We start from the raw sequence: 25,391 nt of genomic DNA on the forward strand, positions 1-25,391 counted from the left end.
TGGTTATCGTTGAACGGTGAGCACCACCGACAATGCGCTACTGATCACCGCCCTTCGAGACGTGTTGGTGGGACCACTACCCGAAATCGGCCGACGATTTTCGACGTTGATCGCGGACATGGCGCCGCACACTTCCCTGGTGATCTTCACCCGTGAATGCACCGGTAGGCCGCGCAAGGTCGCCGGGGATCCAGCCGTCGTCGATCGTGTGACCATCGCCGAACTCGACCGTATCCGTACGGATCTCACTGTCGGACAGATCTTTCGGGGAAAATGCGCTGTCGCCGGCCGGGACCGTGAAGTGCTTGCGATGCTTGATCGAACCGATACGCTTCTCGTTTTGACACCGCACCCCGTACCGGTGAAGACAGCATCCCTCGAATTGATCCAGGCACTGTTCGCAGTGACTGCAACCGGAATTCAGCTCCAGGTCCGGAACGCGAGCCCGGCATATCTCGCCGAGTCACGGGCAGCGTCGTCGGAGCGTGCACGCACCGTGGCGGAGATGACGGAGGTGCATGCGGCCACCCTCGAGACGATGCTGGCGACGCTGCGCTCGGCGGATCTCGACGACACACGTGCGCGAACCTCGGCCAGGGAGACTGCGGCCTCGGCTCTGATCGGCCTGCGTTCAGCCGTCGACGTGCACCGCGAGTTGGCCGAAGAGTCGACCACCACGGCTTTTGCACGGATGCGTGGGGAATTGCGTTCGCTGCTCAAGCATCGGGAAATCGCGTTGGAGTTGGTGGAGCCACCCGTCGACGGGCGTGGGTTACCAGGTGAAGTGGCGCACGGCGCCCGCGCGGTCGTCCGCGGCGCGGTCTTGGCCTTGTCGGATCAGCAGATGCTCTCGCGTATCCGGGTGGCCTGGACGCTCGACGCGGCTTCACTCTCGATCGACATTCGCGACGACGGCGGCGGCGAAGCCGACGTGGTTGACGTTGAACGCCAATTACGTTCGAGGGTAGAGACTTTGGGCGGAACCGTCGAATCCGAGTCGACGCCCGGGTGGGGGAATCGGATCAGCGCAACCATCCCGCTCGACGCCCCCGTCGCCCTACCGAACCGCGACGTCCTCACCGAACTGGCTCCGCGGGAGTTCGAGGTACTCGAGCATCTGGTGGCCGGACGGCGCAACAAGGCGATCTCGGAGCGCCTCGGCGTCAGCGAGAGCACAGTCAAGTTTCATGTTGCCGGGGTCCTGCGGAAATTGGGCGTCGAGAGTCGGGGTGCGGCGGCCGCCGCGGGCGCGGAGGCCGGCGTGAAGCCTGCACCCTAGTCCTTTCGGCCAGGTAGGTCAGTCAGTTCGGCCAGGGTTGCGGGCACCTGCTTCGGGCTAACCTTTCAACGAGTGCACATATCGCAATGTGAAAACACGGCGCCATGTGACGACACGTCCTCAATCGCACGAAGCCAGGAGCAAAGCCATGCCACAGCAGGTACGCGGCGTCATCGCCCGATCCAAGGGTGCCCCCGTCGAAATCGTCCCCATCACGATTCCCGATCCCGGTGCCAACGAGGTAGTGGTCGCCATTGCAGCGTGCGGTGTGTGCCACACCGACCTGACCTACCGCGACGGCGGAATCAACGACGAGTACCCGTTCCTGCTCGGGCACGAGGCGTCGGGCATCGTCGAGAGCGTCGGCCCCGGTGTCACTCACGTCGAGGTGGGCGACTTCGTCGTCCTCAACTGGCGTGCCGTCTGCGGGCAGTGTCGTGCGTGTAAGCGTGGCCGCCCGCAGTACTGCTTCGACACGTTCAACGCCGAGCAGAAGATGACGCTCGAAGACGGCACCGAACTGACGCCGGCACTCGGCATCGGCGCATTCGCAGACAAGACGCTGGTTCACGAAGGCCAGTGCACCAAGGTCGACGCCTCGGCCGATCCGGCCGTGGTCGGACTGCTCGGTTGCGGTGTCATGGCCGGCATGGGTGCCGCGATGAACACCGGCAACGTCGGACGCGGTGATTCAGTGGCCGTCATCGGGTGTGGCGGCGTCGGCGACGCAGCGATCATGGGTTCACGCCTGGCCGGTGCCAATACCATCATCGCCATCGACCGGGATCCGCGAAAGCTGGAGTGGGCCACGGAACTTGGTGCCACGCACACGATCAATGCCACCGAGGTCGACGACGTCGTCGAGGCAGTCCAGGAGCTGACCGGAGGTTTCGGTGCCGACGTGGTTGTCGACGCAGTCGGTCGCCCGGAGACCTGGAAGCAGGCGTTCTACGCCCGCGACCTCGCGGGAACCGTAGTGCTGGTGGGAGTTCCGACGCCGGACATGCAGCTGGAAATGCCGCTGGTGGACTTCTTCTCGCGCGGCGGAGCCCTCAAGTCGTCGTGGTACGGCGACTGCCTGCCCGAGCGTGACTTCCCCGTTCTGGTCGACCTGTACCAGCAGGGGCGTCTGCCGCTCGAGAAGTTCGTCAGCGAGCGCATCAAGCTCGACGAGGTGGAGAAGGCATTCGAGACGATGCACCGCGGCGAGGTCCTCCGTTCGGTGGTGGTCCTGTGACATTGCGTGTCGATCGTGTCGTCACCTCGGGCACGTTCAGCCTCGACGGCGGAACGTGGGACGTCGACAACAACATCTGGCTGATCGGTGACGACAACGAAGTGGTGATCGTCGACGCAGCTCACACCGCGCAGCCGATCATCGACGCTGTCGGCGGACGCAAGGTGATCGGAATCGTCTGCACCCACGGTCACAACGATCACGTCACGGTTGCGCCGGAGCTGGCCGAGAAGCTCGACGCTCCGATCTACCTGAACCCGGCCGACGATGTCCTCTGGGAGATGACTCACCCCGGGGTGAAGCATCTGAGCTTGGAAGATGATCAGCGTATTGCTGTGGCGGGCACGGATATTCTGGCCGTCCACACACCGGGCCATTCCCCGGGGTCGACCTGCCTCTACCTGCCGGAGGCCGGCGAACTGTTCAGCGGCGACACCTTGTTCTCCGGTGGACCCGGCGCAACGGGGCGGTCGTACTCAGACTTCCCGACCATCATCGGGTCCATTCGCGACAAGCTGTTTGCCTTACCTGCCGAGACCAAGGTTCACACCGGTCACGGTGACGGCACGACGATCGGTACCGAGGCGCCGCATCTCGAAGAATGGATCCGCGCCGGATCCTGATGTGATCAGAAGTGAAGTGGGGACGCCGGTACCGGCGTCCCCACTTTTGTCACAACGCTGATGCCCAACCGGCGGTGTCGTTCTCACCCGGGATTGCCATCAGGCCGTGCCACAGTTCGAGGATCTCGAACCATTCTGTCTCGGATCGGCTGAGGGGACGTACAGATTCGTAGCCGGCGCGCAGGCTCTGCCGTACCGCGATCGGTGTCGGTCGCCAATCGGTGAACAGGGTGCCCAGATAGACGCTTGCCTTGGCCAGGTCGCTCACCCGGTGGTCGATCACCACGTCGTCGAAGTCGAGTACTCCGGTGGTCTGAGAGTTTCGAGTCAAGATGTTGGCTGCACGGAAGTCGTTGTGTACCAGTTGTGTTTGGTCATCGAGCTCGGGCACCCGCGCAAGGAGGTCCACGAGCCTACGCGTTGCCTCAGGCGCGAACCCGCGGTCGAAATTCTCGAGCCAACCACCGATGCGCTCCTTCAACCCGGTGCTGCGCGACGAGAAAACCGATCCGTCGACATGGGTGGCGCCGAGCGTTCGGTGTATTTCTGCCAGACATGCTCCTGCCGAACGGACCGCCGCGTGGTCCTGCACGTCCAACCAATCTCCCGCCAACTCCGGCAGTACGGTGAACGACACTGCGCACGAAGGACCTTCCAGTGTTTCCCAGGCCAGCAGTGTTTCCCGGACCAGCAGTGTTTCCCGGTCCAATCCGTTCAGGGACGTGATCGGCGACGGAACGGGCACGCCCTGCGCGGCGAGTGCGCTCAGCAGGCGCGTCGACGCCTCCAGGTTCTCGAAGCGCTCTGTGGCGCGCGACCACTTCACCACCAGCCCACCTCGGTCGCTCGCAACCCACACAATCGCGTTCTGGTCACTGATCGCCATTCGCGAGCACTCGAGGGCCGTCAATCCCCAAGTCTGCTCGAGTACCGCCGAGACCCAATGGGTGGCTGCGCCAAAGCTGTTGAATCCGAATCGCTCCTCCAGAGCGGCTTCCGGCTCCACCGACTCCCAGAGCATGGACAACCCGAGTGGCAACATGCTGTCCGACTCTAGTGCGGTGGAGGATATCTGAGTAACGTGTCGTGCTTTGCCATTCCTGGCTAACGAATAAGTTTGGGGTTCGACGAAAGAGCCTGGCAGATCATACTTTAACACTAGTTTGGCTGGCACTTTCGAATGATCTTTTGTGACTGTAGTCGGTCTGCCTCAAAAAAACTGATATCTGTTCTAGTGTGGCTCTGCGGTGACGAACGGAAAGTGGAATCAGGTTTTGACGAAGACTTGATTCCATGAAGCCTGTGAACTTCGGGCGTCGTGGTGCGGTGCAATCGACACAGGCTCATGTTGCTGCGAGCTGAGAATCTGACACGGCGAATGGCGCGTGTCGCGGAACGAGAGGTAGGAGCGCACGATGTCAGCTGACCTTCTGGCTGCACTGAGGACCCTGATTACCGGGGTGGCACCCATTCTTGGGGGCTCAATAGACATTTTGAACACGATGTCTACCAACGACTATTCGAACGAAGGGTGAGCGGTATGGAATCCGTCGCAGAGGCGACGTCATCGTTGGGCGAGACAGTTGCCCAGATGCTGCCGACATTGTTTTTCATGTTGATTCAACGTCCACTCGAACTTTCGATGGGCTTCTGAGGGGAAGGTAAGGCATGTCGCTTCAGCCAATTATGAGTGATTCTTTGGGGCTTGCTGCAATGGTGTGGCCTGCTCTCTCTGAATACCTCACCGCATTTCTGATCTCTCTATCCTGAGAAGGAGTACAAAGATGTCGTCAGACTACTGGGCAGGGATGGTCAATCTCATGTCGAGTTTCGTTGGGGTTGTATTGTTCGGCCTCAGCACTGCTTCCGCCGAAGGTGCGGGCTGGTCCAGCGCAGAGTCGCTCAGCGCCGGCAGGTGACGCCACTTGATTGGTGGACGAATTCACCAATCTCGTAGCTCGAAAGATGTTTCGGCACAAGTGTTTTCTGAAGTTGATTGATGAGGTGGGCGCACGTGGTGCGCCCACCTCTCTTCGTGCAATCGAACACTGGTGATTGTGCCGAGGAAGTGTTGCATGAGCGTCTTCGCTATCTGACTGCCTGTGTGGCTGGCGGGACCACATCCTGCGCCCTAGTGGCAACGAAGGATCTCGAAAAGTGATGTTGTGCAACATTTTTGAGAATGTCTAAATCGCCGACAAGCGTAACAAAAAGTGCATATAGTGTATGTAGCACGACGGTTAGTTCAGTTCACGGCCGGAGCGTCGAACTGCCGAGTGCCCAAGACGGGGAAACTCAGATCATCGCCACAGCTGCATGAACCATGTGTCTTCCCTGCGCTCTGAATGGCGTGCAAACAGGAGGTTTCCGAGCCGCACAGTGGACAGAAGATTCGAATAGCGATTCGTTCGCGTTTCGTCTACGAAAGGTGTTCACAGTCATGGGATTTAAGAGAGTCGGAATTGGTGCGGGTGTTCTTGCGTCCGCCGCTGCCCTCGCGTTCGCAGGAACCGCTTCTGCCGCTCCCGCGGTCGAGGCCGTACCTACCGCTGATTACCAGCTGTGTGGCAATGTTTACAGCGGTGCGGGGTTGGAGTACAACGCCGCACCACCGGCGGCCGCACAAGGTGTCTCCGGGGTCGTAATCTCCGGCGTGATTAGCACGGCACCCTCCACGACGTATACCGCGACCACCGATTCAGCGGGGCGTTACTGTATCCAGGCTCCGAATACGATGAAGGCTGATGTACTGGGCGGAGCCACGGTCAAGCTCACTGCCGGCACCCCGCCGTCACCGTTCACCACCATCACCAACAATCCGTGGAAGAGTGCAGCAGTTTTCGGGACTACGAACATCGGAACGATCATTTTTGCAGCGCATCAGTACGGATCGCTCAGTTCCAACTCGGCGTACCACTTTAATTTCGTTGCCTCGTAGATAATCCGTCGACTGATTTGACCGAGCGACATCTTGAGTCCGCACGTGAGGTCTGACTGTCGGCTGACGAGGTAGTTCAAGGATGGGGTGGGTGCAATCCAATGCACCCACCCCGTTTCACTTGTGCTCACATGATCGAACGGCAGCCAGACGACTGGTGCGATCGATCGACGATGATTGCTGTGCCCTGCGGTTCAGTCACCCTGCCGCAGTTCGCTGAAGATCAAGTTGGTCTGGGTATTGGCGATGGCCGGATCGTTGAGGTGCGCGCTGACGAAATCGCGAAGCCGAGTGGGAGATTCACACGAGACGTGCACCAGGAGATCACGGTCCCCACTCATCAGGAACACTCGCTGAACGGAATCCAGTCCGCTCAGGTGCTCGGCAATTTCCGTCATCCGGCTCCTGGCGTGGGAGTGAATCAGAATCGACACCATCGCCGAGATCTCGAGGCCGAGTAGCTCGAGGTCTATGTCTGCGTGAAACCCCTTGATGACGCCCGATTCGCGTAGCGCACGCATCCGCGCCAGAGCGGTCGACGGCGCTATCCCGACCTTCTCGGCGAGTGCATTGTTGGGGATGCGTGCATCCCGGACGAGTTCGCGGAGAATCGCCGTATCGACGTCGTCGAGCCGAACATGATTCGGCCGAGCCGCGGCTGCCGCCCGTTCGATCGCATTAATCATCCGATTTCTCCCTGCCGTTGCGAAAATATTCAGCAACTATTGACCGCGCCCGTCGATGATTCTAGCTTTTGCCAAACACATCGAATTATCAAACGGTCGAGATCGACACAGTCGACTGTTGCGACGAAGGGGTCCGGATGGTTCCGAGGATCGGCCGACACACGGGCGATTCGGGGGCGCGGTTGATCGACATCAGCCCGCCGATCTCCGAATCGACGCCCGTGTGGCCAGGCGATACCGCCTTCACCCGCGCTGTTACGTCAGACCTCGGCGACAGTGACGCCGTCACGATCAACCGAATCACCACCACTCCTCATATCGGTGCTCACGCCGATGCGCCGGCGCACACCCGCATCGGCGGTGCGCCCATCGGTTCTGTTCCCCTCGAGCCCTATCTCGGCGAAGCACTGGTGGTCGACATGACGGGCGTCGACGGTGCCGCATGCATCAGGCCCGTCGAAGAGACGGTGGAGCGACTCGGCGGCCATCTGCCGCAGCGGCTGATTCTGAGGACTTACCCGAAGTACCCGCGCGAGTGGGACAACGACTTCGCCGGCGTTTCTCCGGAGCTGACCCACTGGTTCGCCGACCGCGGTGGAGTTCTGATCGGAATCGACGGCGCCTCGTTCGATCCGATGGACAGCAAGACCATGGACGGGCACCACGCGGCAAGCGATCGTGGCGTCGCGATCCTCGAAGGACTGTGCCTCGACGAGGTCGACGAAGGCTACTACGAGTTGATCGCACTGCCGCTGAAGTTCCTCGACCTCGATGCCAGCCCGGTACGCGCCGTGCTCCGGACTCTGCCTTCATCACTTTCAACGCCGACACATGCAGGAGAAGAATCGTCATGACATCGACAACCACCCTTTCGTTGGATGACTGCGTCAAGGCCGACGCAGTGGATCCCCTGAGGGAGTTCCGCCGCGAGTTCGCGATTCCGGAGGGCGTTCTCTACTTCGACGGAAACTCGCTCGGCGCGCGTCCCATTGCCGCACAGGAATGCGCCGCGAGAGTAATCGGCGACGAGTGGGGCAACGGCTTGGTTCGCAGTTGGAACGAGGCTGGATGGTTCGACCTCCCGGTCCGCCTCGGTGACAAACTCGCCCCGTTGCTGGGAGCAGGTGAAGGCGAAGTGGTAGTGACGGATTCGACGTCGATCAACCTGTTCAAGGCATTGGCCTCCGCACTGTCCATCGCGGCTGCTCAGGATCCCAGCCGGAAGGTGATCGTCTCCGAGCGCGACAATTTCCCCACTGACCTCTACATTGCGGAGGGCATCATCTCGCTGCTCGATCAGGGATACGAACTACGCCTGATCGACCAACCGGGCGACCTCACCGAAGCAGTAGGACCAGACACCGCCGTAGTGATGTTCTCGCACGTCAACTACCGCACCGGAAACCTGTATGCGATGACGGAAGTCACTGCAGCAGTGCAGGAACGTGGCGCCCTCATGATCTGGGATCTCGCACACTCGGCCGGCGCCGTCACTGTCGATCTGAGCGGCGCCGACGCCGACTTCGCGGTCGGGTGTACGTACAAGTACCTCAATGGTGGTCCAGGTTCACCTGCATTCATCTGGGTCAACCGTCGCCATCAGAACACCGGAATCCAGCCGCTGTCCGGGTGGTGGGGGCACGCGCGACCGTTCGCGATGGAGTCGGCCTACGAACCGGGCGCAGGAATACGACGGTTTCTGAGTGGTACTCAACCAATCACGTCGTTGTCACTCGTCGAGTGTGGTCTCGACGTCATGCTCAAAGCTGACATGGCCGACATCCGCAGCAAGTCGCTCGCGCTGGCCGATCTCTTCATCAACCTCGTCGAGGAGCGTTGCGCTGCCTACGGTTTGGAGTTGATCACGCCGCGCGCGCACGAGCGTCGTGGCTCGCACGTGAGTTTTGTTCATCCCGAGGGCTATTCCATCATGAAGGCTCTCATCGCGCGGGGCGTCATCGGCGACTACCGCGAACCAGGAGTGCTGAGGTTCGGTATCACTCCGCTCTATCTCGGATACGCCGACGTGTGGAACGCCGTCGACGTGTTGCGAGACATCCTCGAGAACAAGTCCTGGGATCGCCCCGAATTCCGCGAGCGCGACGCAGTCACCTGATTCTTCCAAGTTTCCGCGGACCGGGAGGTACCGCCTTTCGCAAGGAGCTTTCATGAGTGATTTCAAAAACATTCAGCAGCGAGAATCAGGTCTCAAACGCGAACTCGGCCCCAAGCAGATGAGCATGATCGCGCTCGGCGGTGCAATCGGCACCGGACTCTTCCTCGGCAGTAAGTTCGCCATCGGATTTGCCGGCCCGAGCGTCATCATCAGTTACGCGATCGGCGGGTTGATCGCCCTGCTGCTGATGGGTGCCCTCGCCGAAATGACCGTCGCACATGCGACATCAGGTTCGTTCGGTGCGTACGCAGAGTTCTACGTCGGACCGTTGATCGGCTTCCTCGTTCGCTATCTCTACTGGTCTTGCATCGTCCTCGCGGTCGGTACCGAGGTCACCGCGATCGGTGAATACATGCAGTTCTGGTTCGCCGACGTACCGTCGTGGCTGTGGATCGTGTTGTTCTCCGGAGTGCTGATCGGCGTGAACATGTTCAACGTCAAGGCCTTCGGAACGATGGAGTACTGGTTCTCGACGATCAAGGTCTTCGCGATCGTGGCATTCATCGTGATGGCAGCGTACGTCGTGTTCGGTAGCGGGAACCCGGACTATGGATTCCACAACTACACGGCCGGTGGCGGATTCTTTCCGAATGGTTTGTCCGGCATGTGGTTTGCCGTGATCGTATCGATCTTCAGCTACTTGAGCATCGAGATGATCGCCATTGCGGCCGGTGAGGCGGAAAACCCCGCGGTGGCGGTGAAGAAGGCGTTCCGTGTGACGATCGTCCGGCTGTTCGTCTTCTACATCGCAACCCTTGCTTTGATTCTGGCAATTGCTCCGATGGACAAGATCTTGAGCGGCGGAAGCCCTTTCGTCACGGTAATGCAGGTCGTGAAGATTCCGGGCGCAGACAGTGTGCTGAACTTCGTGGTGATCATTGCCGCGCTGTCCGCGATGAACAGTCAGTTGTACGTGTCTTCGCGAATGATGTTCTCGCTCTCGCGTGCTGGTGACGCGCCGGCCGTTCTCGGCAAGGTCAGGGCCAACGGCTCGCCGGTCAACGCCTTGCTGCTGTCGACGTCGGGCATCGCCGTCGCGACCATCGTCTACGTTCTCTTTCCCGAGCAGGCATTCACGTTGATGATCTCGTTGTCGATGTTCGGAGCGATGGCGACGTGGCTGCTGATCTTCGTGACGCACTGGTTCTTTCGCAAGCGGATGGCAAGCGAAGGACGAACCCTCTCGTTCACGATTCCGTTCTTCCCGGTGGGGACGATACTGGGTGGTGTCCTCATGGTCGCGATCCTCGTCACGACATTGTGGGTCGAGGATTTCAAGATGACCTTGGTGTTCGGGGTGCCGTTTGTTCTTGCCGTGATCGGCATCTACTACTTCACCCGATCACGTCGGGCGCAGAGTCGAGCGGTAACGGCTGAACAGGTTCAGGACGAGATCACCGGCACGGTGGTCAAGCGGGTTCCCTGACTCGCATTGGCAATCAAAGGGTTTCGGCGAAGAACTCCATAGTGCGGGTCCAGGCGAGGGCAGCAGAATCCGGGGCGTAGTGGCTGGTCGAAGTGTCGTTGTTGAACGCGTGGCCGGCGTCGGCATAGCGGTACACCCGGGCGAGATCGGACGCGGTTGCGCGCAATTGCTCGACGCTCTCCGGCGGGATACTCGGATCGAGGTCGCCGTAGTGACCGAGCCACGGGACCTGCAGTTGCGCTGCAAGTTCGGTGCCTGCCGCGATTCCGTCCCATCGGGCCTCGGCGACACCGCCGCCGTAGTACGTGACAGCGGAATCGACGAGGGGTACCGCGGCACACCACAGTGACGCGGTGCCGCCCATGCAGAATCCGAGGGAGCCGACTTTGTCTGCTCCCTCGGATCGGCTGTAGTCGACGGCGGCACGTACGTCGTGGCCGATGCTTGTGCTGTCGAGTGCCATGAGCGCATCCTTCGCGGACGGGAAGTCGGTGAAGGAGGTCTGTGCGCCGCGGTGGTAGAGATGCGGGGCGACGGCAAGGTAGCCGGCGTCGGCGAGGCGTTCGAGGATGCTCTCGATGTGTTGGTTCACGCCCCACGCTTCTTGGAGAACTACTACCGCATGTCTCGGTTCACTCGGCGAATCCGGTCGGCTGACGGTCAGCGGTACGTCACGTGTGGTCGTCGTGAAAGTTCCCATGTCCCGACTGTATGCGAGTACGGACTGTATTCGAGTACGGACTGTGGGTGCACGGTCAAACTAGACTCGTCGAATGTTCAGTTCCGACGTTCCGCCGATCAGCCTGGGCAGTTGGCCGACGCCCGTCGAACCTTTGGCGCGTTGCGCGAAGGCGCTCGGATTGGGGCCGGAAGACCTGTGGATCAAACGTGACGATGTCACCGGACTAGGCGGTGGCGGCAACAAGATCCGAAAGCTGCAGTACACCTGCGCTCAGGCTTTGGCCGTCGGCGCGACGACTTTGATCACTACCGGTGCACCGCAAAGCAATCACGCTCGGTTGACTGCATCCGCAGCAGCCCGTTCGGGATTGCGTTGTGTGCTGGTGCTCGGTGGTGCCGAGCCGGAATCCGCGCAGGGAAATCTCGTTCTGGATGCACTCGCGGGCGCTGAGATCGTCTGGGCCGGTGGGGACACGGCATCCGCGGTCGGCGCCGCGGTGCAGGCCGTCGCTGACTCGGGCGGAGTTCCTTTTGTCATTCCCTTCGGTGGTACCAGCGCGGTGGCCGCGCAGGGTTACGTCGACTGCGCACGCGAGATCGAGCAGCAACTCCCCGGAGTGGAACGCGTCGTGGTTGCACTCGGATCGGGCGGAACGATGGCTGGACTTGTCGCGCATCTGGGCGTCGACAGAGTTGTCGGCGTCGATGTCGGGGCTGTTGCCGATCCAGTGTCGACCCTCGCTGGGTTATTGGACGAGATGCCTGGTCCGACCGTGCGAGCCGCGGATCTTCAGATCCTGCGAAACCAAGTTGGACAAGGATATTCGACGCTCACGGAAGCATCAGCCGGCGCGATCCGATGTTTGGCTCGTACGGAGGGCATCTTCCTCGACCCGACGTACACCGGCCGAGCCTTTGCGGGATTGATCCAACTCGTGAAGGACAAAGCCATCACGGCGGGATCAAAAACGGTCTTCCTGCACACCGGTGGGTTACCTGGCCTGTTCGGACATCCCGAACTGTCGACGCTGCGGTGAGCGAGCAGATCGACTACCCGCTCAGCAGCCCGCTCGACGAGCTGTCCGAGTGGCAACGCGTCGTGCGACCGCTGCGCGTCAGTGCCGACGGGTATCTGCGTTTGGCGACCAATCGGCTGTCAGTCGACTCCGACTACACGTGGGAGATGCACCGCCACAGCGATCACGAATTGCTGTGGGCGATCGACGGTGTTCTCGAGGTCCGTACTCCGGAGACTGTGTACACGGTGCCGAGTGGGGTCAGTCTATGGATCCCGTCCTATGTTCCCCACGAGGTGACGGCGCGTAGCGGCACAGAATTGTCGTGCACGTGGTTGGTGGCATCCGATGTGACCGGGTTGGATCGTGTGGTGGCCTTGTCCACCCCTCCGCTGCTCGAACAAGTACTCGATCACCTCACCCGAGACGACTTGACCGACGCGGCTCGTCGACGAGCCGAGGCGTTTGCCATCGACCTCGTCGAACCCGTACCGCGACTGATTTTCGATGTGCCGCTGCCGACGACGCCGTGGCTTCGGCAGATCGCAGATCAGTTGGTTGCCAGCCCGGCCGACACCCGATCGGTCGAGGAGTGGGCCACCGACGCGAAGGTCAGTACGAGGACTCTCACACGAAGGTTTCCGGCCGAAACCGGCTTGACCTTCTCGGAATGGCGTATGCGACTGCGGGCTCATCATGCGATGCAACTTCTGGCACTCGGTCGAAGCATCTCGTTTGTATCGAGGAAGACGGGTTTCCGTTCCGAAAGCGCGTTCGGTGCGGCTTTTCGTCGGACGATGGGTGTGACCCCGGGGGAGTTCGCAAGCCTGATCGATCATCCGCGCGCGCCAATGACCGATTGGCTACAGGACTAGTCCGAACAGCGACTCAAAGCGCCTCGATCGGACTTGTGTCGTGCCACAGAATGAACTTAGGGTTGGCTAAACAATCACCTCTGTAGGAGTTCTGCGTGCGCGCAATTCGATCATTTTCTTTCGGTTCCAGAGTCATCGCAGCGGCGGCAGTTGCCGTTGTCGGTGCGATGGCGGTGACTGGCTGTTCCTCGTCATCGGCCGACTCCGAGCCGACGGACGTCCGGACGGTTGCCTCGGCATACGGGGACATCGAGGTTCCTGCCTCGCCGGAGCGCGTCGTCGCCGCGTCGTACGACACTCCTTGGCAGCTCATGTCCCTCGGAGTGAAACCGGCTGCTGTGCAGGACTACGGCAAGTGGATCAGTGAATTCACGCCCGAGCAGCAGGCCTTCGTCGACGGGCTCCCGACCATCGGGCCGTACGGGGAAATGAACTTCGAAGCGATCGCTGCGGCAGATCCCGACATCATCGTCGGCGACGCCGACGAAGTGGACCAAGCGGCGTTCGACCGTCTGTCTGGCATTGCGCCCACTGTCATCGTCAAGGGCGAGAGTCGAGGTGACTGGAAGACGATCACCACGGAGATCGCCGAGGCGATCGGCAAGACGGACGTGCTCGAGTCGACGCGCACTGCTTACGAAGAGAATCTCGAACTTGTTCGTGGCGAGTACGCGGACGTGATCGCGAACAACAAGTGGATTCACATTTCGCTCGGAGACGCACCCGGCGCTTTCTCGGTTCAGCAGCCCACTGGTGCGATCGGCAATTTGGTCGTCAACGAACTCGGATTGGCGTACGGGCCCGGTGTTCCGACCAATTACACCGATGCCGGATACGAGTCCTACCCGATGGAGCAGCTGGCCGACATCATGAACGGTGTGACGGTCGTGCTGTATCCCCTGAATGCGGACGGATCGACCAATGCGGCGGTTCAAGCGGTCCTCGACGACAACCTCTTCACGAGGCTGCCGGCGGCGCAGGCTGGCCACGTCTTCGGATTGCAGTCGAGTGTCACAGATTTCGTGACCGCGAACGGTTGGCTGAACGAAGTGAAAACGAAGGTGTTTGCAACGCTCTGACGCTTGCTCACCTTTTGACTGCGCGCCCGCAACTGACCAGTTGAGGGCGCGCAGTCTTTTTGGTTGCCGCTCCGGGTGAGAACCCTGTCCTCTGCTTATGATTTCTGTCACGGCTGGTTACCGTTACTTCGTTGAACCGGACCAGGGCTGGTCTTGCCAGACCCTTGACGTTTCGAGGCGCGGCAAAAGGTTGATGCGGTGTCCATTGCCGCAGATCGATGGGGTATTTTGTCCGAATCAGCTGTCGGGGTGAACAGTGGCTACTCGGGGGAGAGCGCGTGCCGGACATGTGTCCCGGTCGGGTTTCCAGTAGGGCGTCGTGCGTTCACGGCCACATCCGTCAGCGCGCGAGTCGTGGTTTGCTGAGCGTGAACGGTGCGTGGGGCGAATCGTTCGAGGGGACGAAAGGCGAGATCGGCGAATGACAGCGACTTCCGACGCACGGCATACCGAATCGAAGGCTGTCCAGAACACCGACTCGCCGTCTGGCGAAAACCCGCGCTGGCGCGACCGCAAAAGGTACCTGTGGCCGCTCGGATTGCTGATTCCACTCAGCCCGTTCATCTCCTGGTTTCTCGTCGACAACCTTCGTCTCGGATTGTTCTGGGCGACCGGCGCGTGGCTCCTGGTCATCGTCATCCCGATCATCGACATGTTGGCTGGTGAAGACGGCGAAAGTCCGCCGGACGATGCGATCCCACGACTGCAGAAGGACCGCTACTACCGCTGGTGCACTTACGCGTTCCTCCCCTTGCAATACGCCGGTCTGGTCTTCGCCTGCTGGTGCTGGATCAACGCTCCGATGGGAATCGCGGAGAAGATCGCGATGTCGTTCACGGTGGGTGTCGTCGCCGGCGTCGGTATCAACGCGGCCCACGAGCTCGGCCACAAGAGCGAGAAGAGCGAACAGTGGCTCGCGAAAGTGGCGCTTGCGCAATCTCTCTACGGGCACTTCTACGTGGAACACAATTTCGGCCACCATGTGCGTGTAGCTACTCCGCAGGACCCGGCCAGCTCACGGTTCGGTGAGAGCTTCTGGAGGTTCTTGCCACGAAGTGTGTTCGGCGGGCTGCGTTCGGCATGGCGCATCGAGAGCGCGCGACTCCAGAGGAAAGGCAAACGAACCTGGAGCTTCGAGAACAATATTCTCAACGCTTGGGCGATGAGTGTTGTCCTCTTCGCGACGCTGATCGGTATCTTCGGTTGGGAGGTCGCGCCCTGGCTCCTGCTGCAGGCAGTTGCCGGATTCACCTTCCTCGAAGCGGCGAACTACCTCGAGCATTACGGTCTGCTGCGTGGCAAGCGTGCTGACGGCTCGTACGTTCGCTGCAGCCCCGCTGACAGTTGGAACAGCGATCACGTCGTGAGCAATCTGTTTCTCTACCAACTGCAGCGGCACAGCGATCACCACGCCAACCCGAAGCTGCGGTACCAAAGTCTGCGTAGCGCGGCCGAAGCGCCGCAACTTCCGGCCGGCTACGCAGTGATGATCGTGATCGCGTGGATTCCACCACTGTGGCGCCGGGTGATGGATCAGAGATTGTTGGACTACTACGACGGCGACACAGAACGAATCAACGTCGGCTGATCACGTAGCCGTCCGCTGAACTGTTCGGAGTTGTCGTCTCAGCGACCGTCATCCCACACGGTGTTACCGCTTGCGGTCGTCGAAGGGTAGTCCTGGACCGCGTCCCAGTGTTCGACAATTTTGCCGTTCTCGTCGAATCGGAAGATGTCCATCGAGCCGCTGCCGGCCGTTCCCTCACCGGACGAAGCGAAGGTCTGAACAAAGACGAAGTCGCCCTCGGCTACCGTCCGTGGAAACTTGGTGGCCTTGTCTCCGGTAACGGGTTCGATCCCGGCCAGTGCGGTGACAAATGCGTCCTTGCCGTCAGCGAACGAGGGGTTGTGCTGGGTGTAGGTCGGACCGACCAGCTGGTCGGCAGCCTCGGCGGCTTTGCCTTCGTTGAAGGCGAGCTGCAGGAACGTCAACGCGTTGGCCGTGTTGCGCTCCAAGACTTCTGACGACTTGGACGGCGACGAGGTGGGTCCGTCGAACATCGTGTTCGGATTTGCGGACGTTTCCGGCACGTCTTGAATGGCATCCCAGTGTTCGACGATCTTGCCGTTGTCGACGCGGAAGATGTCGAACACGGCCTGGCCGCGGTCGCCAGGTGCAGACGTGGTGTGAGACTGGAGGGCAACCAGATCGCCCTCGGCGAAAACACGAGTGATCTCGGCGTGCAATCCGGGTGTGGCCTCGACGTAACCGCCTATGCCGCTGACAAATCCGGCTGCCCCATCGGCGGCGGTGGGGTTGTGTTGGATGTAGACGTCGCCAAGGTACCGGTCGGCGGCCTGCTGAACCTGACGGCCGTTGAACGCCAGTTCGTAGAAGTCCGTGACGACGGTCTTGTTGGATTCGAGTTGATCGCCCTGTTCGGCAACAACGCTCGTGGACGTCGCAGAGCTGCTGGGCGTTGCGGATTCCGCGTCGTTGGAGCACGCGGTGAGCAGGAGAGCGGCGGCAGCGGGAACAGTGATCCAGGCTGCGCGCCTACGAAGGTTGCTCATGTTCAGTGTGCGACGGTGAAACGCTGGCGACGGTGGGCCGGAGTCTCGATCTCGTCGACAAAAGCGTGGGCGTAGTCTTCGCCCGCGATGGCGGAGTTACCCTCGGCGTCCGTCAGGAGAATGTCGCCACCCAACTGGAACGATCCCTTCGGGGCGACGCCGGCATGGGCACCGAATGCTGCGGCCGGGCTCACGTAGAACCAGTCGACATTGCTGTCAGTTGCGCGGAGCGCGTCGAGGACGTCGGCGTGAGCGAGCGCCTCACCCTTGTATGCGTCCGGGAAATCGGGGGTGTCGACGACGCGCGGCCCACCCTCGGCGACCAACAGGCTGCCGGCGCCACCGACTACGGCAATGCGAGCACCGTTGCGTGCGGCGGCATCGGCGAGGGGAGTGACGGCGTCGAGCAGGCGCTTGCCGTCGATCTCGCGAGCGGGGATGGCAAGGACAACGACGTCGTTGTCTGCCGTGATCTGCTCCACGATCGTGTTGTCGTGAACCGAACCCTGCACGACATTCGTGTCGGTTCCGGACTGCGCGCTGCGAGCGACTACGGTTACCTCGTGGCCGCGTGAAGCGGCTTCCTTCGCGATTGCACTTCCTGCAAAACCGTTTCCACCGAATACTGCGATCTTCGACATGGCGTGTGCCTTTCCTTGCTGTCGTCGTTGTGCTTGTAGTAGTAAATTTATTCACCTGGAAGGTCGATGTCTCGGTCAGATGCAGGCAGTAATTGGTGAAAAACAGACATCTTGATGACGATGGGCCGACTGCTTCGGGTCGAAGTTGCGAACCGTAGGGTTGGTACATGACTCTCACCGCCGACAACAACGCAGGTCCAGTGGCAATCGAGCGCTCGGACGTCGAAGCTGCGCGGACTCGTATCGCAGGACTGGCGCGGCGTACTCCCATCTTTCGAACTGCGGTGCCGACACCACACGGTGAGGTGCCGGTTCTGTTCAAGCTCGAGTACCTCCAACACGGCGGCTCCTTCAAGGTGCGCGGCAGTCTCAATGCCGTGGAACGAGCGGTCGCCGACGGCACCATGCCTGACGCAGGCGTGGTGATCGCGTCCGGCGGCAACGCTGCGATCGGCGCTGCGTGGGCCGCGCGGCGCCGAGGGCTCACCTGCACAGTGGTGGTGCCGGAGACAGCGCCCGAAGCAAAGGTGAAGGCACTTGGGGAGCTGGGTGCAACCGTTCACAAGGTCGGCGACCGGTATGCACTCGCCGCTGCCGCTGCGGCGGACATCGCACGCTCGAGCGGTGCGCTCGAACTGCACGCCTACGACCTGCCCGACATCGTCAGCGGAGCCGGGACCATTGCTCTCGAGATCGAGGACGACGCATCCGGACCGATCACGTATTGCGTTGCAGTCGGCGGCGGCGGGTTGGTCTCTGGAATCGTCGCGGCGGCTCGTCCCGAAGATCAAGTGGTAGCCGTCGAGCCGACCGGGGCTGCCACCTTGCACACCTCGCTCGATGCGGGGCGTCCGATCGATATCGAAGTGAATAGTATCGCCGGGGACTCATTGGGGGCCACACGGATTGGCGCCATCGCCTGGGAGACGCTGCATGAGAGTTCGGTTAACAGCGTTGTGGTCGACGATGATTCGATCCGGCAGGCGCGGGCGTTCCTGTGGCGGGAGTTCCGGATCCTGGTGGAGTTGGGAACCGCGGCAGCAATGGTTCCGGTTCTGAACGGAACGGTGACGCCGCCGTCCGACGGTGAATTGTGCGTCGTTTTGTGCGGCGCCAACACGCATCCGACCGACCTGTAATTTTCGCGTATTTCTTTGCCTGCGTGTGAGAAAGTCCCAGGTGGGTACCTCTCGCAGTATGAGTACCAGCAGCATTATCTGGATAATTGTTGCCGTGGTCGTGGTGATAGCGATCGTGGCCGCACTCCTGTGGGTGGCGCGAAACAGGCGCGACGAGCGTCGTCACATCGAGGCAGAACAGATCCGCGAAGACGTCGCAGACAAGTCGCTGCAAGTAGGCGAGCGCGAGGCGCGGGCAGAAGAGACAGCAGCCAAAGCGCGCATGGTGCAGGCAGAGGCCGACGCCAAAGCGGCGGAAGCGTCTGCGCTGCAACATCATGCAGCGCAACATCGGAAAGAGGCGACGAGCTCTCGCGAGGAACTGAACCAGCAACGAGATCATGCAGACACGATCGACCCCAAGGTTCCAAACCCCGAAGAACCGCGGTCGACGCCGGATCAGAACCCTCGAAACCCTTGATCTCGAAACACTTGATGCAGGCGTTCGAGGGAAGCGTCTGCCCGTATATGGTTCGACGATCATGATGAACAAAGAATCGTCACCGCAGGACCAGAAAAGTGTCACGTCCACGGCGGCTGACGTCGCACAGAACAATGTCTTCGAGCGCTTTGCCCGCGCAGGATTTGTCGTCAGCGGCGTGGTTCATCTGCTGATCGGATATATCGCGATCCGCCTTGCTCTCGGTGGATCCGGGTCTGCGGACCAATCGGGTGCGATGGCCGAGTTGGCAGGAAAACCAGGGGGTGTCTTCGCTCTGTGGGTCGGCGTCGTGGCCTTCCTTGCCATGGCGTTGTGGAGATTGGCCGAAGCTGCGTTGGGGAGCTCGTCGTCGCCGTCCTCGGACGACAAGAAGAAGGAGTTCTTCAACCGTGCAAAGGCTCTGGGCATTTCGCTCGTCTATTTCGGTTTTGCTTTCACTGCATTCGGATTCGCCCGCGGAAGCGGGAAGTCCAGCAGCGGTCAGAGTGCGGGAATCACGGCGCGTTTGATGGAGAACACGCTGGGGACTATCGCATTGGTGATCGGTGGGATCGCGATCATCGCTGTTGGTGTTTACCACGTGTACAAGGGCGCGAGCCAGAACTTCCTGGATGATTTGAAAGGCACACCCAGCAACTTCGTGCGCCGACTCGGAACCGTCGGGTACGTCGCCAAGGGCTCGGCCATCGCTGCTGTCGGCGTTCTGGTTCTTCTCGCGGTCAACAGTTCCGAACCCGGCAAGTCCTCCGGACTCGACGGAGCGTTCAAGACGCTGGGTGCGCAGCCGTACGGAGTGGCCCTGCTGATCCTTGCCGGATTGGGCATCATCACCTACGGGCTCTACTGCTTCGTGATGGCACGCTCGACGAAGATGTAGCGCCCCTGGGTAAGTGGGTCTATCCGAATGACCCGGTCTGGAAACCGGCGTCGCTGCCCGACGAACTTCCCGTCGAGCTACCGAATATCGGTCGTCTCGGAACCAGATCATGCATCAGGTTCACTGCTGCAGGGTCGATCATCGCCGCATTTCCACCGTTCGCCAGAATCGTGATCGACCAGCCGCTGTCGGGAACCAACAGGGTGATGCAGTTGGATCCCGAGCTGTCTCCGTTCTTCTTGGCGAACGATTGTGGGAAGTTCGGCGTCGGGGGTTGGAGCTGCCACGCCATTCCCATTCCGAATGCAGGATTCTCCGGAGCTTGCGTGTCGATCTGCTCGAGCATCGAGGTCAGGACCGGTTTGAGCGGGTTGTTGCCATAGCCGAGAGTTGTTGCGGCCCAGATCGACATGTCCTCGGCGGTGCTGACGAGGCCACCCCCGCCTGCGATCGCACCCGTGTTGTTCCACAGAGGGGCTCTTGTGCCGTCGAGGTAGTACGGAACGGCCAGGTCGGTTGCTTTGGTCTCGATCACGGTACCCATCATCCCGAGCGGGTCGGTGATTTCGCGGGCGACTGCTGCCGCGAAAGGCGGCTTCTCCTGTCCCGGAATGATCTTGTCTGCCATGAGTGTGCCGAGCAGTCCGAACCCGAAGTCCGAGTACAGCCAGTGGCTACCGGGGGCGAACTCCAAGGCCCCGGGAGCCCGGAGTCCTTCCCAGAGCATGTCTCTCGTGTACTTCGCTTTTTCGTCCGTGCACGATTGTGTGGGATCGGCACACCCTGCCGAAAGATTGGGTGGGTCGTCGCTCAGACCGGAACGGTGGGTGACCAGTTGGCGAAGCGTGATCTCCTCGCCACCGCTGCCTTTTGGCAGCGGGTTGCCGTCCGAATACTTGCTCGCCAGGTCGTCCAATCCGACTTCTCCCCGAGCGATCAGTTTCGCCAGTAGTGCAGCGGTGAAGGTCTTGGTCTCCGAGGCGATCTCGAATTGCGTTCGTGGAGTGACTCTCACGCCGTTTTCGACGTCGGCCTGGCCGTAGTGGTACGTAGTGGTGACACTCGGTTTGCGGTTCTTCTCATCCGGTTTGACGATGGCGAAGGCAAGACCGGGGACTCCGCTGTTCAGCAGTGTCTCTGCGACGCGCTGTACCGCTTGGGCTTCCGCAGGATCGCCGACCCGCGAACCTGGATTGGGTGCCGTGGGGCCGGCGGCGCTGGCGGTCGAGGAGGTCGCGAGGGTTATGACGGCGGTTGCCGCCAGCCCTGCAACGCTGATGAACTGTCGTCGTGACGTCCGGGCGGACCCTCGATCCTGGTTTTCCATTGTTTGCACATTACAACCAAAGTCGACTGGTTTGACTGTTTTGTCGGAATTGCCAAGGTGTGGTCCTTAGACGATGGTTTTGCTAAATCACGCCGCCGTTGACGTAGATGACCTGGCCGTTGACCCAGCGAGCTGGGCCGGCGAGAAACGCGACGGCCTCCGCGATGTCCACCGGTGTGCCGAGGCGTTCCAGGGGAGCCAGCTTGGACAGGTTCTCCACTGTAGCTTCGTCTTTCCCGTCCAGGAACAGATCGGTGGCCGTGGGGCCTGGGGCTACGGCGTTGACCGTGATATCGCGTCCCCGTAGCTCTTTCGCGAGAACCAGAGTGATCGCGTCGACAGCACCTTTGGTGGCGGCGTACGCGGCATAAGTCGGAAACGCCAGCTTCTTCACGGAGGTGGAGAAATTGATGATCGCACCACCTCGCCGGACACGTCTGGCTGCCTGCTGGTCGACCACGAAGGTCCCTCGGACGTTGGTCCGATGCATCCGATCGAAATCGTCGAAGTTCAGTTCTGCGACGGTGGAGAGAATCATGATTCCGGCTGCATGGACGACGACGTCGATGCCCCCGAACTCCTCCTCGACCGTATCGAACAGGGCCGCGACTTCACCTTCGTCGGCGACGTCGGCATGCACCGCGATGGCGCGACCGCCCGCTGCGACGATAGTGTCAACTGTTTCCTGGGCGCGTTGAAGGTTTCCTGAATAATGCACGGCGACAGTCATTCCGTCGGCGGCGAGCTTCTCGGCAGTCGCTCGCCCGATGCCGCCGGAAGCTCCGGTGACGATGGCGACGCGGGTGGTCGTGGTGGTGTCAGTCATGATGTAACTCCTGAACTGGTTTGGGTGCATCGGACAGCTTGCGGAGCCACTCCCGTAGTAGGCCGACTTCGTTGGTGGAGAGGGAAGTTGAATCTGCGGCGGCGAGTTGAGCGTCGAGAGTGGATGCAACTCTGTTGAGGGAGGCGTCCGGGTGGGCGCCGGATTCGTCGATGATGGACGCGAAGATTCCGTCGCGAACTCGCTGTGACAGCGTCGGATCGGGGTACTGTTCCGGCCTTACGACGAGCATCAGAGCGACACCCGCGTTGGCGGACATCACCATCTGCGTAGCCACGTCGACCGATACGGTCAGAACGCCTGCCGCTGCGCATCGTTCGAGAACGGATCGAAGTAGCGCCTGGGCTTGCAAGGCGGTGTCGGCACTCTGGGCGGAAGGTGAGTGCATCAGTCGGTAATGAGCGGGATGTGCGAGCGCGAAGGCTGTATGCGCATCCCAGCCGGCCCGTAGATCGGCGACGGGGTCATCGGAAGGTGTCGCAGCGCGTTTGCCTTCGAGGTATTCGGAGAATCCTGCCTCGACGACGGCTGCGAGCAGTCCGTCCTTGTCGCCGAACTGACGGTAGAGCGCGGGGGCGCCGACGCCGGCCATCTCGCACACGGCACGGGTGGAGATGTCACCGTTGGGGGAGGTGTTGAGCAACTCGGTTGCTGCGGCCAGAATCTTTGCCCTCGAACTCATGAAAACAACGCTAACATAAATGTGTAATCGTTGCTATCGCGGGTTTGGTCGTGCGAACGAACTACAGACACAGGCACCAGAACTTGATCAGATGAGTGAGCCGGTCCGGCCACGGTTCTGTGTGGAGTGACGGCTAGGGCCGTTCTGTTGTCGCACTCTGAACGAAGGAATCCTGGTGATCGACTCGGAAACTACTGTTGCGCCGAATAATTCGCATTCCGGTTATCTGGGGTGGATTCTGCGGGTCATCAGTGTCGTGGCGTGTGTTGCGGTTGCAACGGTCGTTGCCTCGCTGACGCTCGGGCCGCCATTCGCACGGGCCTGGGCACAGTGGGTTGCTCGTCATCTAGGTGGGGACTTCGAGACGGGAGTCGTTGTCGGATTTGTGACTGGGCTTTTAGGCATTGCTGTGACTTTGTTTGCAGCGCTGATGAGTTCCTTGGCGTGGCGGCGCCGAGGTGGCCCGGCATTGTCGCTTGGTATCGGTGCTATTGCCTTGCTTGCCGTTCTTCCTGGCGCAGTGAATTTGAGTATCGCGGTCGGTGCAGCAGGATCCGGGGTAAGGGCGGCGGGGAGGATCCTCGACGTCGACGGGCCGGCGTTTCGTGGAGCCTGGGTAGCCGGATCAGTGGCGGGACTGTCGCTGTATATGGTCGGGGCGCTGCTGTTAGGGAGGAGCCTTCGTTCGGCATTCGGGCCTGTCAGGCAGGTGGTGTCGTCGCCGCCAGGGGTGGTCGGCTACACCACCGATGGCCGACCTGTTTTTGCGCAAGTGGGCTTCACATCGGACGGGATCCCGGTACTCGCAGATGAACTTGATGTGCGCTACCCAGCGCGATCAGCGGTCGGTACGAATGCCTTGGCCATCGTCGCACTGGTACTTGGAATCTTCGGTGGGGTTCTTGCTATTCCGGTGGGCCATGTGTCGCTGAACCAGATTCGCCGTTCCGGCGAAAGTGGGCGCGGACTGGCAGTGGCCGGCCTCGTTCTCGGCTATCTGTCCCTGGTCGTCATCGTAGGTGTCGTACTAGTGGCTGTGCCCGCGGCCTTTCGATAATTTGGGTCGCGCGTCAGAGTTGGGTGGGCTGGAGTGGCTCGATGTCGTAGGCGCGGGGTCCGAACAGGCTCGCCGTCCGGGTGCGAATGGACGGAAGTGCTTCGTAGAGGCTCCCGCCGAGGCGGTGGAGGGAGTTGAACGATCGCGATTCCCAAACCGGAAACTCTCCGTCGGTGTCGCGTGATGCTGTGTCCCACAGGAGGGCGTCACCGTTTTCGCTCCATCCGAAAACCTGCAGCGAGTCGGGGAGTGACCAATCGCCGTCGGGTTCGATCATCCAATCGAACTCGTCATCCTGTCCTTCTGTGTAGACCGAATGAAGATGAGCGGTGAGGTTGCGGGCGCGCCCTTGCCGGCCGTCGGCAAATCCGGGAAGGACGGGCGGATAGATGAGCCAGAGTCCGAAGGTCCGCGCCCACCCTGCGTGCCGGATGAATGCGCGATATGAATCGGGGAAGCCCTGCCGGTCGGGAAATCGAAAAGAATCCAAAAAGGTGAAATCTATGTGTTGAAGCGTCGGTTGGCCTTTTACCGTCAGCGCGTTGGGTCCCGTGGCAAACACGTCATCAACACTAGCAATGCGAGTCCGTGGGGGATCTCGGGCGGGAGGTCTTGGCTGGTTGTTCCCCGAGTTCGTCGGATCAAATACCTTCAATGACCCGCAAGATTCACCACCAATCGAATCACCAACTCGCCGTCCACCTCTCGGGTCCGTTTCTCGCAGATCACGTTCATCAATGCGGTGCCCTCATCGATGCCGAGTTGGTGTGTGAGTAGCGTGTCGATCGTGTCGTCGGCGCTCGTCAATGCAGCTGCAGCGGAGGCGAGTTGGTGGTTCGTGACTCCTCTGTTGCCCGTCAAGGCAACGCGCAGAGAGCCCCTGGTGAACGTCGTGATCGCGGGTGGTGTCGGTCCACCCGTGTTGGCTTGTCGCACCCCGGCGATGTCCACCCCGGGTAACAAATCGGACGTGGCCTTGGCCGGCACTCCACCAATCGGATGCACGGAGACAACTCGATCGCCGAGGCGTTCCAGAGCGGTGTCGATCGACGCTACTGTGCCGGCGCGGTGAGTCGCGACCAGCACGGCGACCGAGCCTGTGGTTTCGCGTACCCAGTTCTCGGTAGCGAGCGAGTTGACCACGGATGGAAAGTGATTTGTCGTCCACTCCATGCCGAGTTCGGTGCGGTGGACCATTACTACTCGGACGGTTGGGAAGAGAACGGAGGGTGCGAGGGCCGCAGCCAGATTTCCGATGAGACCGTCGCCGAAAATGAGCAGCGTCCCCGGTGACTCACGGGAGAGGCAGGAGAGCGCATACCTGACGACGGCGTACGGTTCGACGAGAGTAGCGCGTGCGCTGGAAAGTTCCAGTGGCAACGGCGTGACCAACCCTCCACTCACCGCGGGCACGCCGATGATGACGCGTTGTTGAAACAACCCCTCGACGTTGTGGCCGAGAAGAAACGATGAATCATGCGGATGCGTCGGGTTGACCACGACTCGATCACCTACCTCGAAGCCGGTGACGCCGTCGCCCACTTCGACGACGCGGGTAGCGCCTTCGTGGCCGACGATGGGCGAGGGGTCGTCCCTGTCTCCGCGCACAATCTGAATGTCAGTCCCGCACAGGCTGACTTTCTCGGGGGCGACGAGAAGTTCGCCGGGTCCGGGAGTTGGAGTCGGCCGCTTTTCGACGCTCGACCGACTGCCCCTTCTCACGATTGCGCGATGGGTGAGTTGCGTTGTCATG

26 protein-coding genes are annotated in these 25,391 nt (G+C 61.1%); 16 read left to right on the forward strand and 10 right to left on the reverse strand.

Annotated features, from left to right (window positions below):
* Nucleotides 1–16: 16 nt before the first annotated feature.
* The 3 genes from RE4_RS01410 to RE4_RS01420 all read left to right on the forward strand — a co-directional run bounded on the left by RE4_RS01410 (nucleotide 17) and on the right by RE4_RS01420 (nucleotide 3,139).
* Entirely contained in the window at nucleotides 17–1,279 is a 1,263-nt protein-coding gene (locus tag RE4_RS01410; protein ID WP_019745685.1) for a helix-turn-helix transcriptional regulator, read from the forward strand.
* Between the two features lie 148 nt (nucleotides 1,280–1,427).
* Nucleotides 1,428–2,516, forward strand: coding sequence for an S-(hydroxymethyl)mycothiol dehydrogenase (locus RE4_RS01415; protein ID WP_003943254.1), 1,089 nt, complete (start codon nucleotides 1,428–1,430; stop codon nucleotides 2,514–2,516).
* A complete protein-coding gene (locus RE4_RS01420; RefSeq protein WP_060937852.1) occupies nucleotides 2,513–3,139 on the forward strand; it encodes an MBL fold metallo-hydrolase in 627 nt (208 codons plus the stop codon). Before RE4_RS01415 ends, RE4_RS01420 begins: the two co-directional genes overlap by 4 nt.
* Nucleotides 3,140–3,188: 49 nt before the next feature.
* Here RE4_RS01420 and RE4_RS01425 read toward each other — a convergent pair whose 3' ends face one another.
* Nucleotides 3,189–4,181, reverse strand: coding sequence for a phosphotransferase enzyme family protein (locus RE4_RS01425; protein ID WP_060937853.1), 993 nt, complete (start codon nucleotides 4,179–4,181; stop codon nucleotides 3,189–3,191).
* Nucleotides 4,182–4,923: 742 nt separating this feature from the next.
* On the opposite strand from RE4_RS01425, the gene RE4_RS31500 reads away from it, so the two are divergent.
* Nucleotides 4,924–5,058, forward strand: coding sequence for a hypothetical protein (locus tag RE4_RS31500; RefSeq protein ID WP_019745682.1), 135 nt, complete (start codon nucleotides 4,924–4,926; stop codon nucleotides 5,056–5,058).
* Between the two features lie 521 nt (nucleotides 5,059–5,579).
* Complete coding sequence (locus tag RE4_RS01430; protein WP_020971070.1) at nucleotides 5,580–6,077, forward strand: hypothetical protein; 498 nt, start codon at nucleotides 5,580–5,582, stop codon at nucleotides 6,075–6,077.
* Between the two features lie 194 nt (nucleotides 6,078–6,271).
* Here the strand turns inward: RE4_RS01430 and RE4_RS01435 are convergent, their stop codons facing one another.
* Nucleotides 6,272–6,763 (reverse strand): Lrp/AsnC family transcriptional regulator, encoded by a 492-nt coding sequence (locus tag RE4_RS01435; RefSeq protein ID WP_019745679.1) that lies wholly within the window; start codon nucleotides 6,761–6,763, stop codon nucleotides 6,272–6,274.
* A gap of 137 nt (nucleotides 6,764–6,900) precedes the next feature.
* Here RE4_RS01435 and kynB point away from each other — a divergent pair, with 137 nt between their 5' ends.
* Genes kynB through RE4_RS01450 form a run of 3 tightly spaced genes read left to right on the forward strand, consistent with a single transcriptional unit; the run spans nucleotide 6,901 to nucleotide 10,365 of the window.
* Nucleotides 6,901–7,617 (forward strand): arylformamidase, encoded by a 717-nt coding sequence (gene kynB, locus RE4_RS01440; protein ID WP_019745678.1) that lies wholly within the window; start codon nucleotides 6,901–6,903, stop codon nucleotides 7,615–7,617.
* Nucleotides 7,614–8,879 carry a kynureninase gene (gene kynU / locus RE4_RS01445; RefSeq protein WP_046379442.1) on the forward strand — a complete coding sequence of 422 codons (1,266 nt, stop codon included), beginning with the start codon at nucleotides 7,614–7,616 and terminating at the stop codon, nucleotides 8,877–8,879. The genes kynB and kynU overlap by 4 nt, the downstream gene beginning before the upstream one ends.
* Before the next feature lie 52 nt (nucleotides 8,880–8,931).
* Entirely contained in the window at nucleotides 8,932–10,365 is a 1,434-nt protein-coding gene (locus tag RE4_RS01450) for an amino acid permease (protein ID WP_019745676.1), read from the forward strand.
* Nucleotides 10,366–10,378: 13 nt separating this feature from the next.
* Here RE4_RS01450 and RE4_RS01455 read toward each other — a convergent pair whose 3' ends face one another.
* Nucleotides 10,379–11,065, reverse strand: coding sequence for a dienelactone hydrolase family protein (locus RE4_RS01455; RefSeq protein WP_019745675.1), 687 nt, complete (start codon nucleotides 11,063–11,065; stop codon nucleotides 10,379–10,381).
* Nucleotides 11,066–11,138: 73 nt separating this feature from the next.
* Between RE4_RS01455 and RE4_RS01460 the strand changes: the two genes are divergently transcribed.
* The 4 genes from RE4_RS01460 (at nucleotide 11,139) to RE4_RS01475 (ending at nucleotide 15,604) form a co-directional block, all read left to right on the forward strand.
* Complete coding sequence (locus RE4_RS01460) at nucleotides 11,139–12,083, forward strand: D-cysteine desulfhydrase family protein (RefSeq protein ID WP_060937854.1); 945 nt, start codon at nucleotides 11,139–11,141, stop codon at nucleotides 12,081–12,083.
* Entirely contained in the window at nucleotides 12,080–12,937 is an 858-nt protein-coding gene (locus RE4_RS01465; RefSeq protein WP_020971067.1) for a helix-turn-helix transcriptional regulator, read from the forward strand. Before RE4_RS01460 ends, RE4_RS01465 begins: the two co-directional genes overlap by 4 nt.
* Nucleotides 12,938–13,032: 95 nt before the next feature.
* Nucleotides 13,033–14,016, forward strand: coding sequence for an ABC transporter substrate-binding protein (locus tag RE4_RS01470; RefSeq protein WP_060937855.1), 984 nt, complete (start codon nucleotides 13,033–13,035; stop codon nucleotides 14,014–14,016).
* Between the two features lie 421 nt (nucleotides 14,017–14,437).
* Complete coding sequence (locus RE4_RS01475; RefSeq protein WP_029256457.1) at nucleotides 14,438–15,604, forward strand: alkane 1-monooxygenase; 1,167 nt, start codon at nucleotides 14,438–14,440, stop codon at nucleotides 15,602–15,604.
* A gap of 38 nt (nucleotides 15,605–15,642) precedes the next feature.
* Here RE4_RS01475 and RE4_RS01480 read toward each other — a convergent pair whose 3' ends face one another.
* Nucleotides 15,643–16,590 (reverse strand): nuclear transport factor 2 family protein, encoded by a 948-nt coding sequence (locus tag RE4_RS01480; RefSeq protein WP_060937856.1) that lies wholly within the window; start codon nucleotides 16,588–16,590, stop codon nucleotides 15,643–15,645.
* A 2-nt stretch (nucleotides 16,591–16,592) separates the two neighbouring features.
* Nucleotides 16,593–17,231 carry an NAD(P)-dependent oxidoreductase gene (locus RE4_RS01485; RefSeq protein ID WP_060937857.1) on the reverse strand — a complete coding sequence of 213 codons (639 nt, stop codon included), beginning with the start codon at nucleotides 17,229–17,231 and terminating at the stop codon, nucleotides 16,593–16,595.
* Nucleotides 17,232–17,398: 167 nt separating this feature from the next.
* Between RE4_RS01485 and RE4_RS01490 the strand changes: the two genes are divergently transcribed.
* The 3 genes from RE4_RS01490 (at nucleotide 17,399) to RE4_RS01500 (ending at nucleotide 19,728) form a co-directional block, all read left to right on the forward strand.
* Nucleotides 17,399–18,370, forward strand: a complete 972-nt coding sequence (locus RE4_RS01490) for a serine/threonine dehydratase (protein WP_021331768.1) — start codon at nucleotides 17,399–17,401, stop codon at nucleotides 18,368–18,370.
* A 58-nt stretch (nucleotides 18,371–18,428) separates the two neighbouring features.
* Nucleotides 18,429–18,830, forward strand: coding sequence for a hypothetical protein (locus RE4_RS01495; RefSeq protein ID WP_020971062.1), 402 nt, complete (start codon nucleotides 18,429–18,431; stop codon nucleotides 18,828–18,830).
* Nucleotides 18,831–18,891: 61 nt separating this feature from the next.
* Nucleotides 18,892–19,728: a DUF1206 domain-containing protein gene (locus RE4_RS01500; RefSeq protein ID WP_060937858.1), complete on the forward strand. Its 837-nt coding sequence runs from the start codon at nucleotides 18,892–18,894 to the stop codon at nucleotides 19,726–19,728.
* Nucleotides 19,729–19,747: 19 nt separating this feature from the next.
* Here RE4_RS01500 and RE4_RS01505 read toward each other — a convergent pair whose 3' ends face one another.
* The 3 genes from RE4_RS01505 to RE4_RS01515 form a co-directional block, all read right to left on the reverse strand.
* On the reverse strand, nucleotides 19,748–21,055 hold the full coding sequence (locus RE4_RS01505) for a serine hydrolase domain-containing protein (RefSeq protein ID WP_060937859.1): 1,308 nt from the start codon (nucleotides 21,053–21,055) through the stop codon (nucleotides 19,748–19,750).
* Nucleotides 21,056–21,137: 82 nt separating this feature from the next.
* The gene (locus tag RE4_RS01510; protein ID WP_060937860.1) at nucleotides 21,138–21,881 is read right to left on the reverse strand and encodes an SDR family oxidoreductase; all 744 of its coding nucleotides are present in this window, start codon (nucleotides 21,879–21,881) and stop codon (nucleotides 21,138–21,140) included.
* The gene (locus RE4_RS01515) at nucleotides 21,874–22,581 is read right to left on the reverse strand and encodes a TetR/AcrR family transcriptional regulator (protein WP_060937861.1); all 708 of its coding nucleotides are present in this window, start codon (nucleotides 22,579–22,581) and stop codon (nucleotides 21,874–21,876) included. Before RE4_RS01515 ends, RE4_RS01510 begins: the two co-directional genes overlap by 8 nt.
* Before the next feature lie 175 nt (nucleotides 22,582–22,756).
* Between RE4_RS01515 and RE4_RS01520 the strand changes: the two genes are divergently transcribed.
* Nucleotides 22,757–23,638: a DUF4190 domain-containing protein gene (locus tag RE4_RS01520; RefSeq protein WP_060937862.1), complete on the forward strand. Its 882-nt coding sequence runs from the start codon at nucleotides 22,757–22,759 to the stop codon at nucleotides 23,636–23,638.
* Nucleotides 23,639–23,651: 13 nt separating this feature from the next.
* Here the strand turns inward: RE4_RS01520 and RE4_RS01525 are convergent, their stop codons facing one another.
* Together RE4_RS01525 and RE4_RS01530 are read right to left on the reverse strand one after the other, a co-directional pair.
* Nucleotides 23,652–24,128 carry a hypothetical protein gene (locus tag RE4_RS01525; protein ID WP_081098290.1) on the reverse strand — a complete coding sequence of 159 codons (477 nt, stop codon included), beginning with the start codon at nucleotides 24,126–24,128 and terminating at the stop codon, nucleotides 23,652–23,654.
* Between the two features lie 161 nt (nucleotides 24,129–24,289).
* Entirely contained in the window at nucleotides 24,290–25,390 is a 1,101-nt protein-coding gene (locus RE4_RS01530) for an alcohol dehydrogenase catalytic domain-containing protein (RefSeq protein WP_019745661.1), read from the reverse strand.
* Nucleotide 25,391: the final 1 nt, after the last annotated feature.

It is taken from the genome of Rhodococcus erythropolis NBRC 15567, from assembly GCF_001552595.1.
Lineage (GTDB): Bacteria > Actinomycetota > Actinomycetes > Mycobacteriales > Mycobacteriaceae > Rhodococcus_F > Rhodococcus_F erythropolis.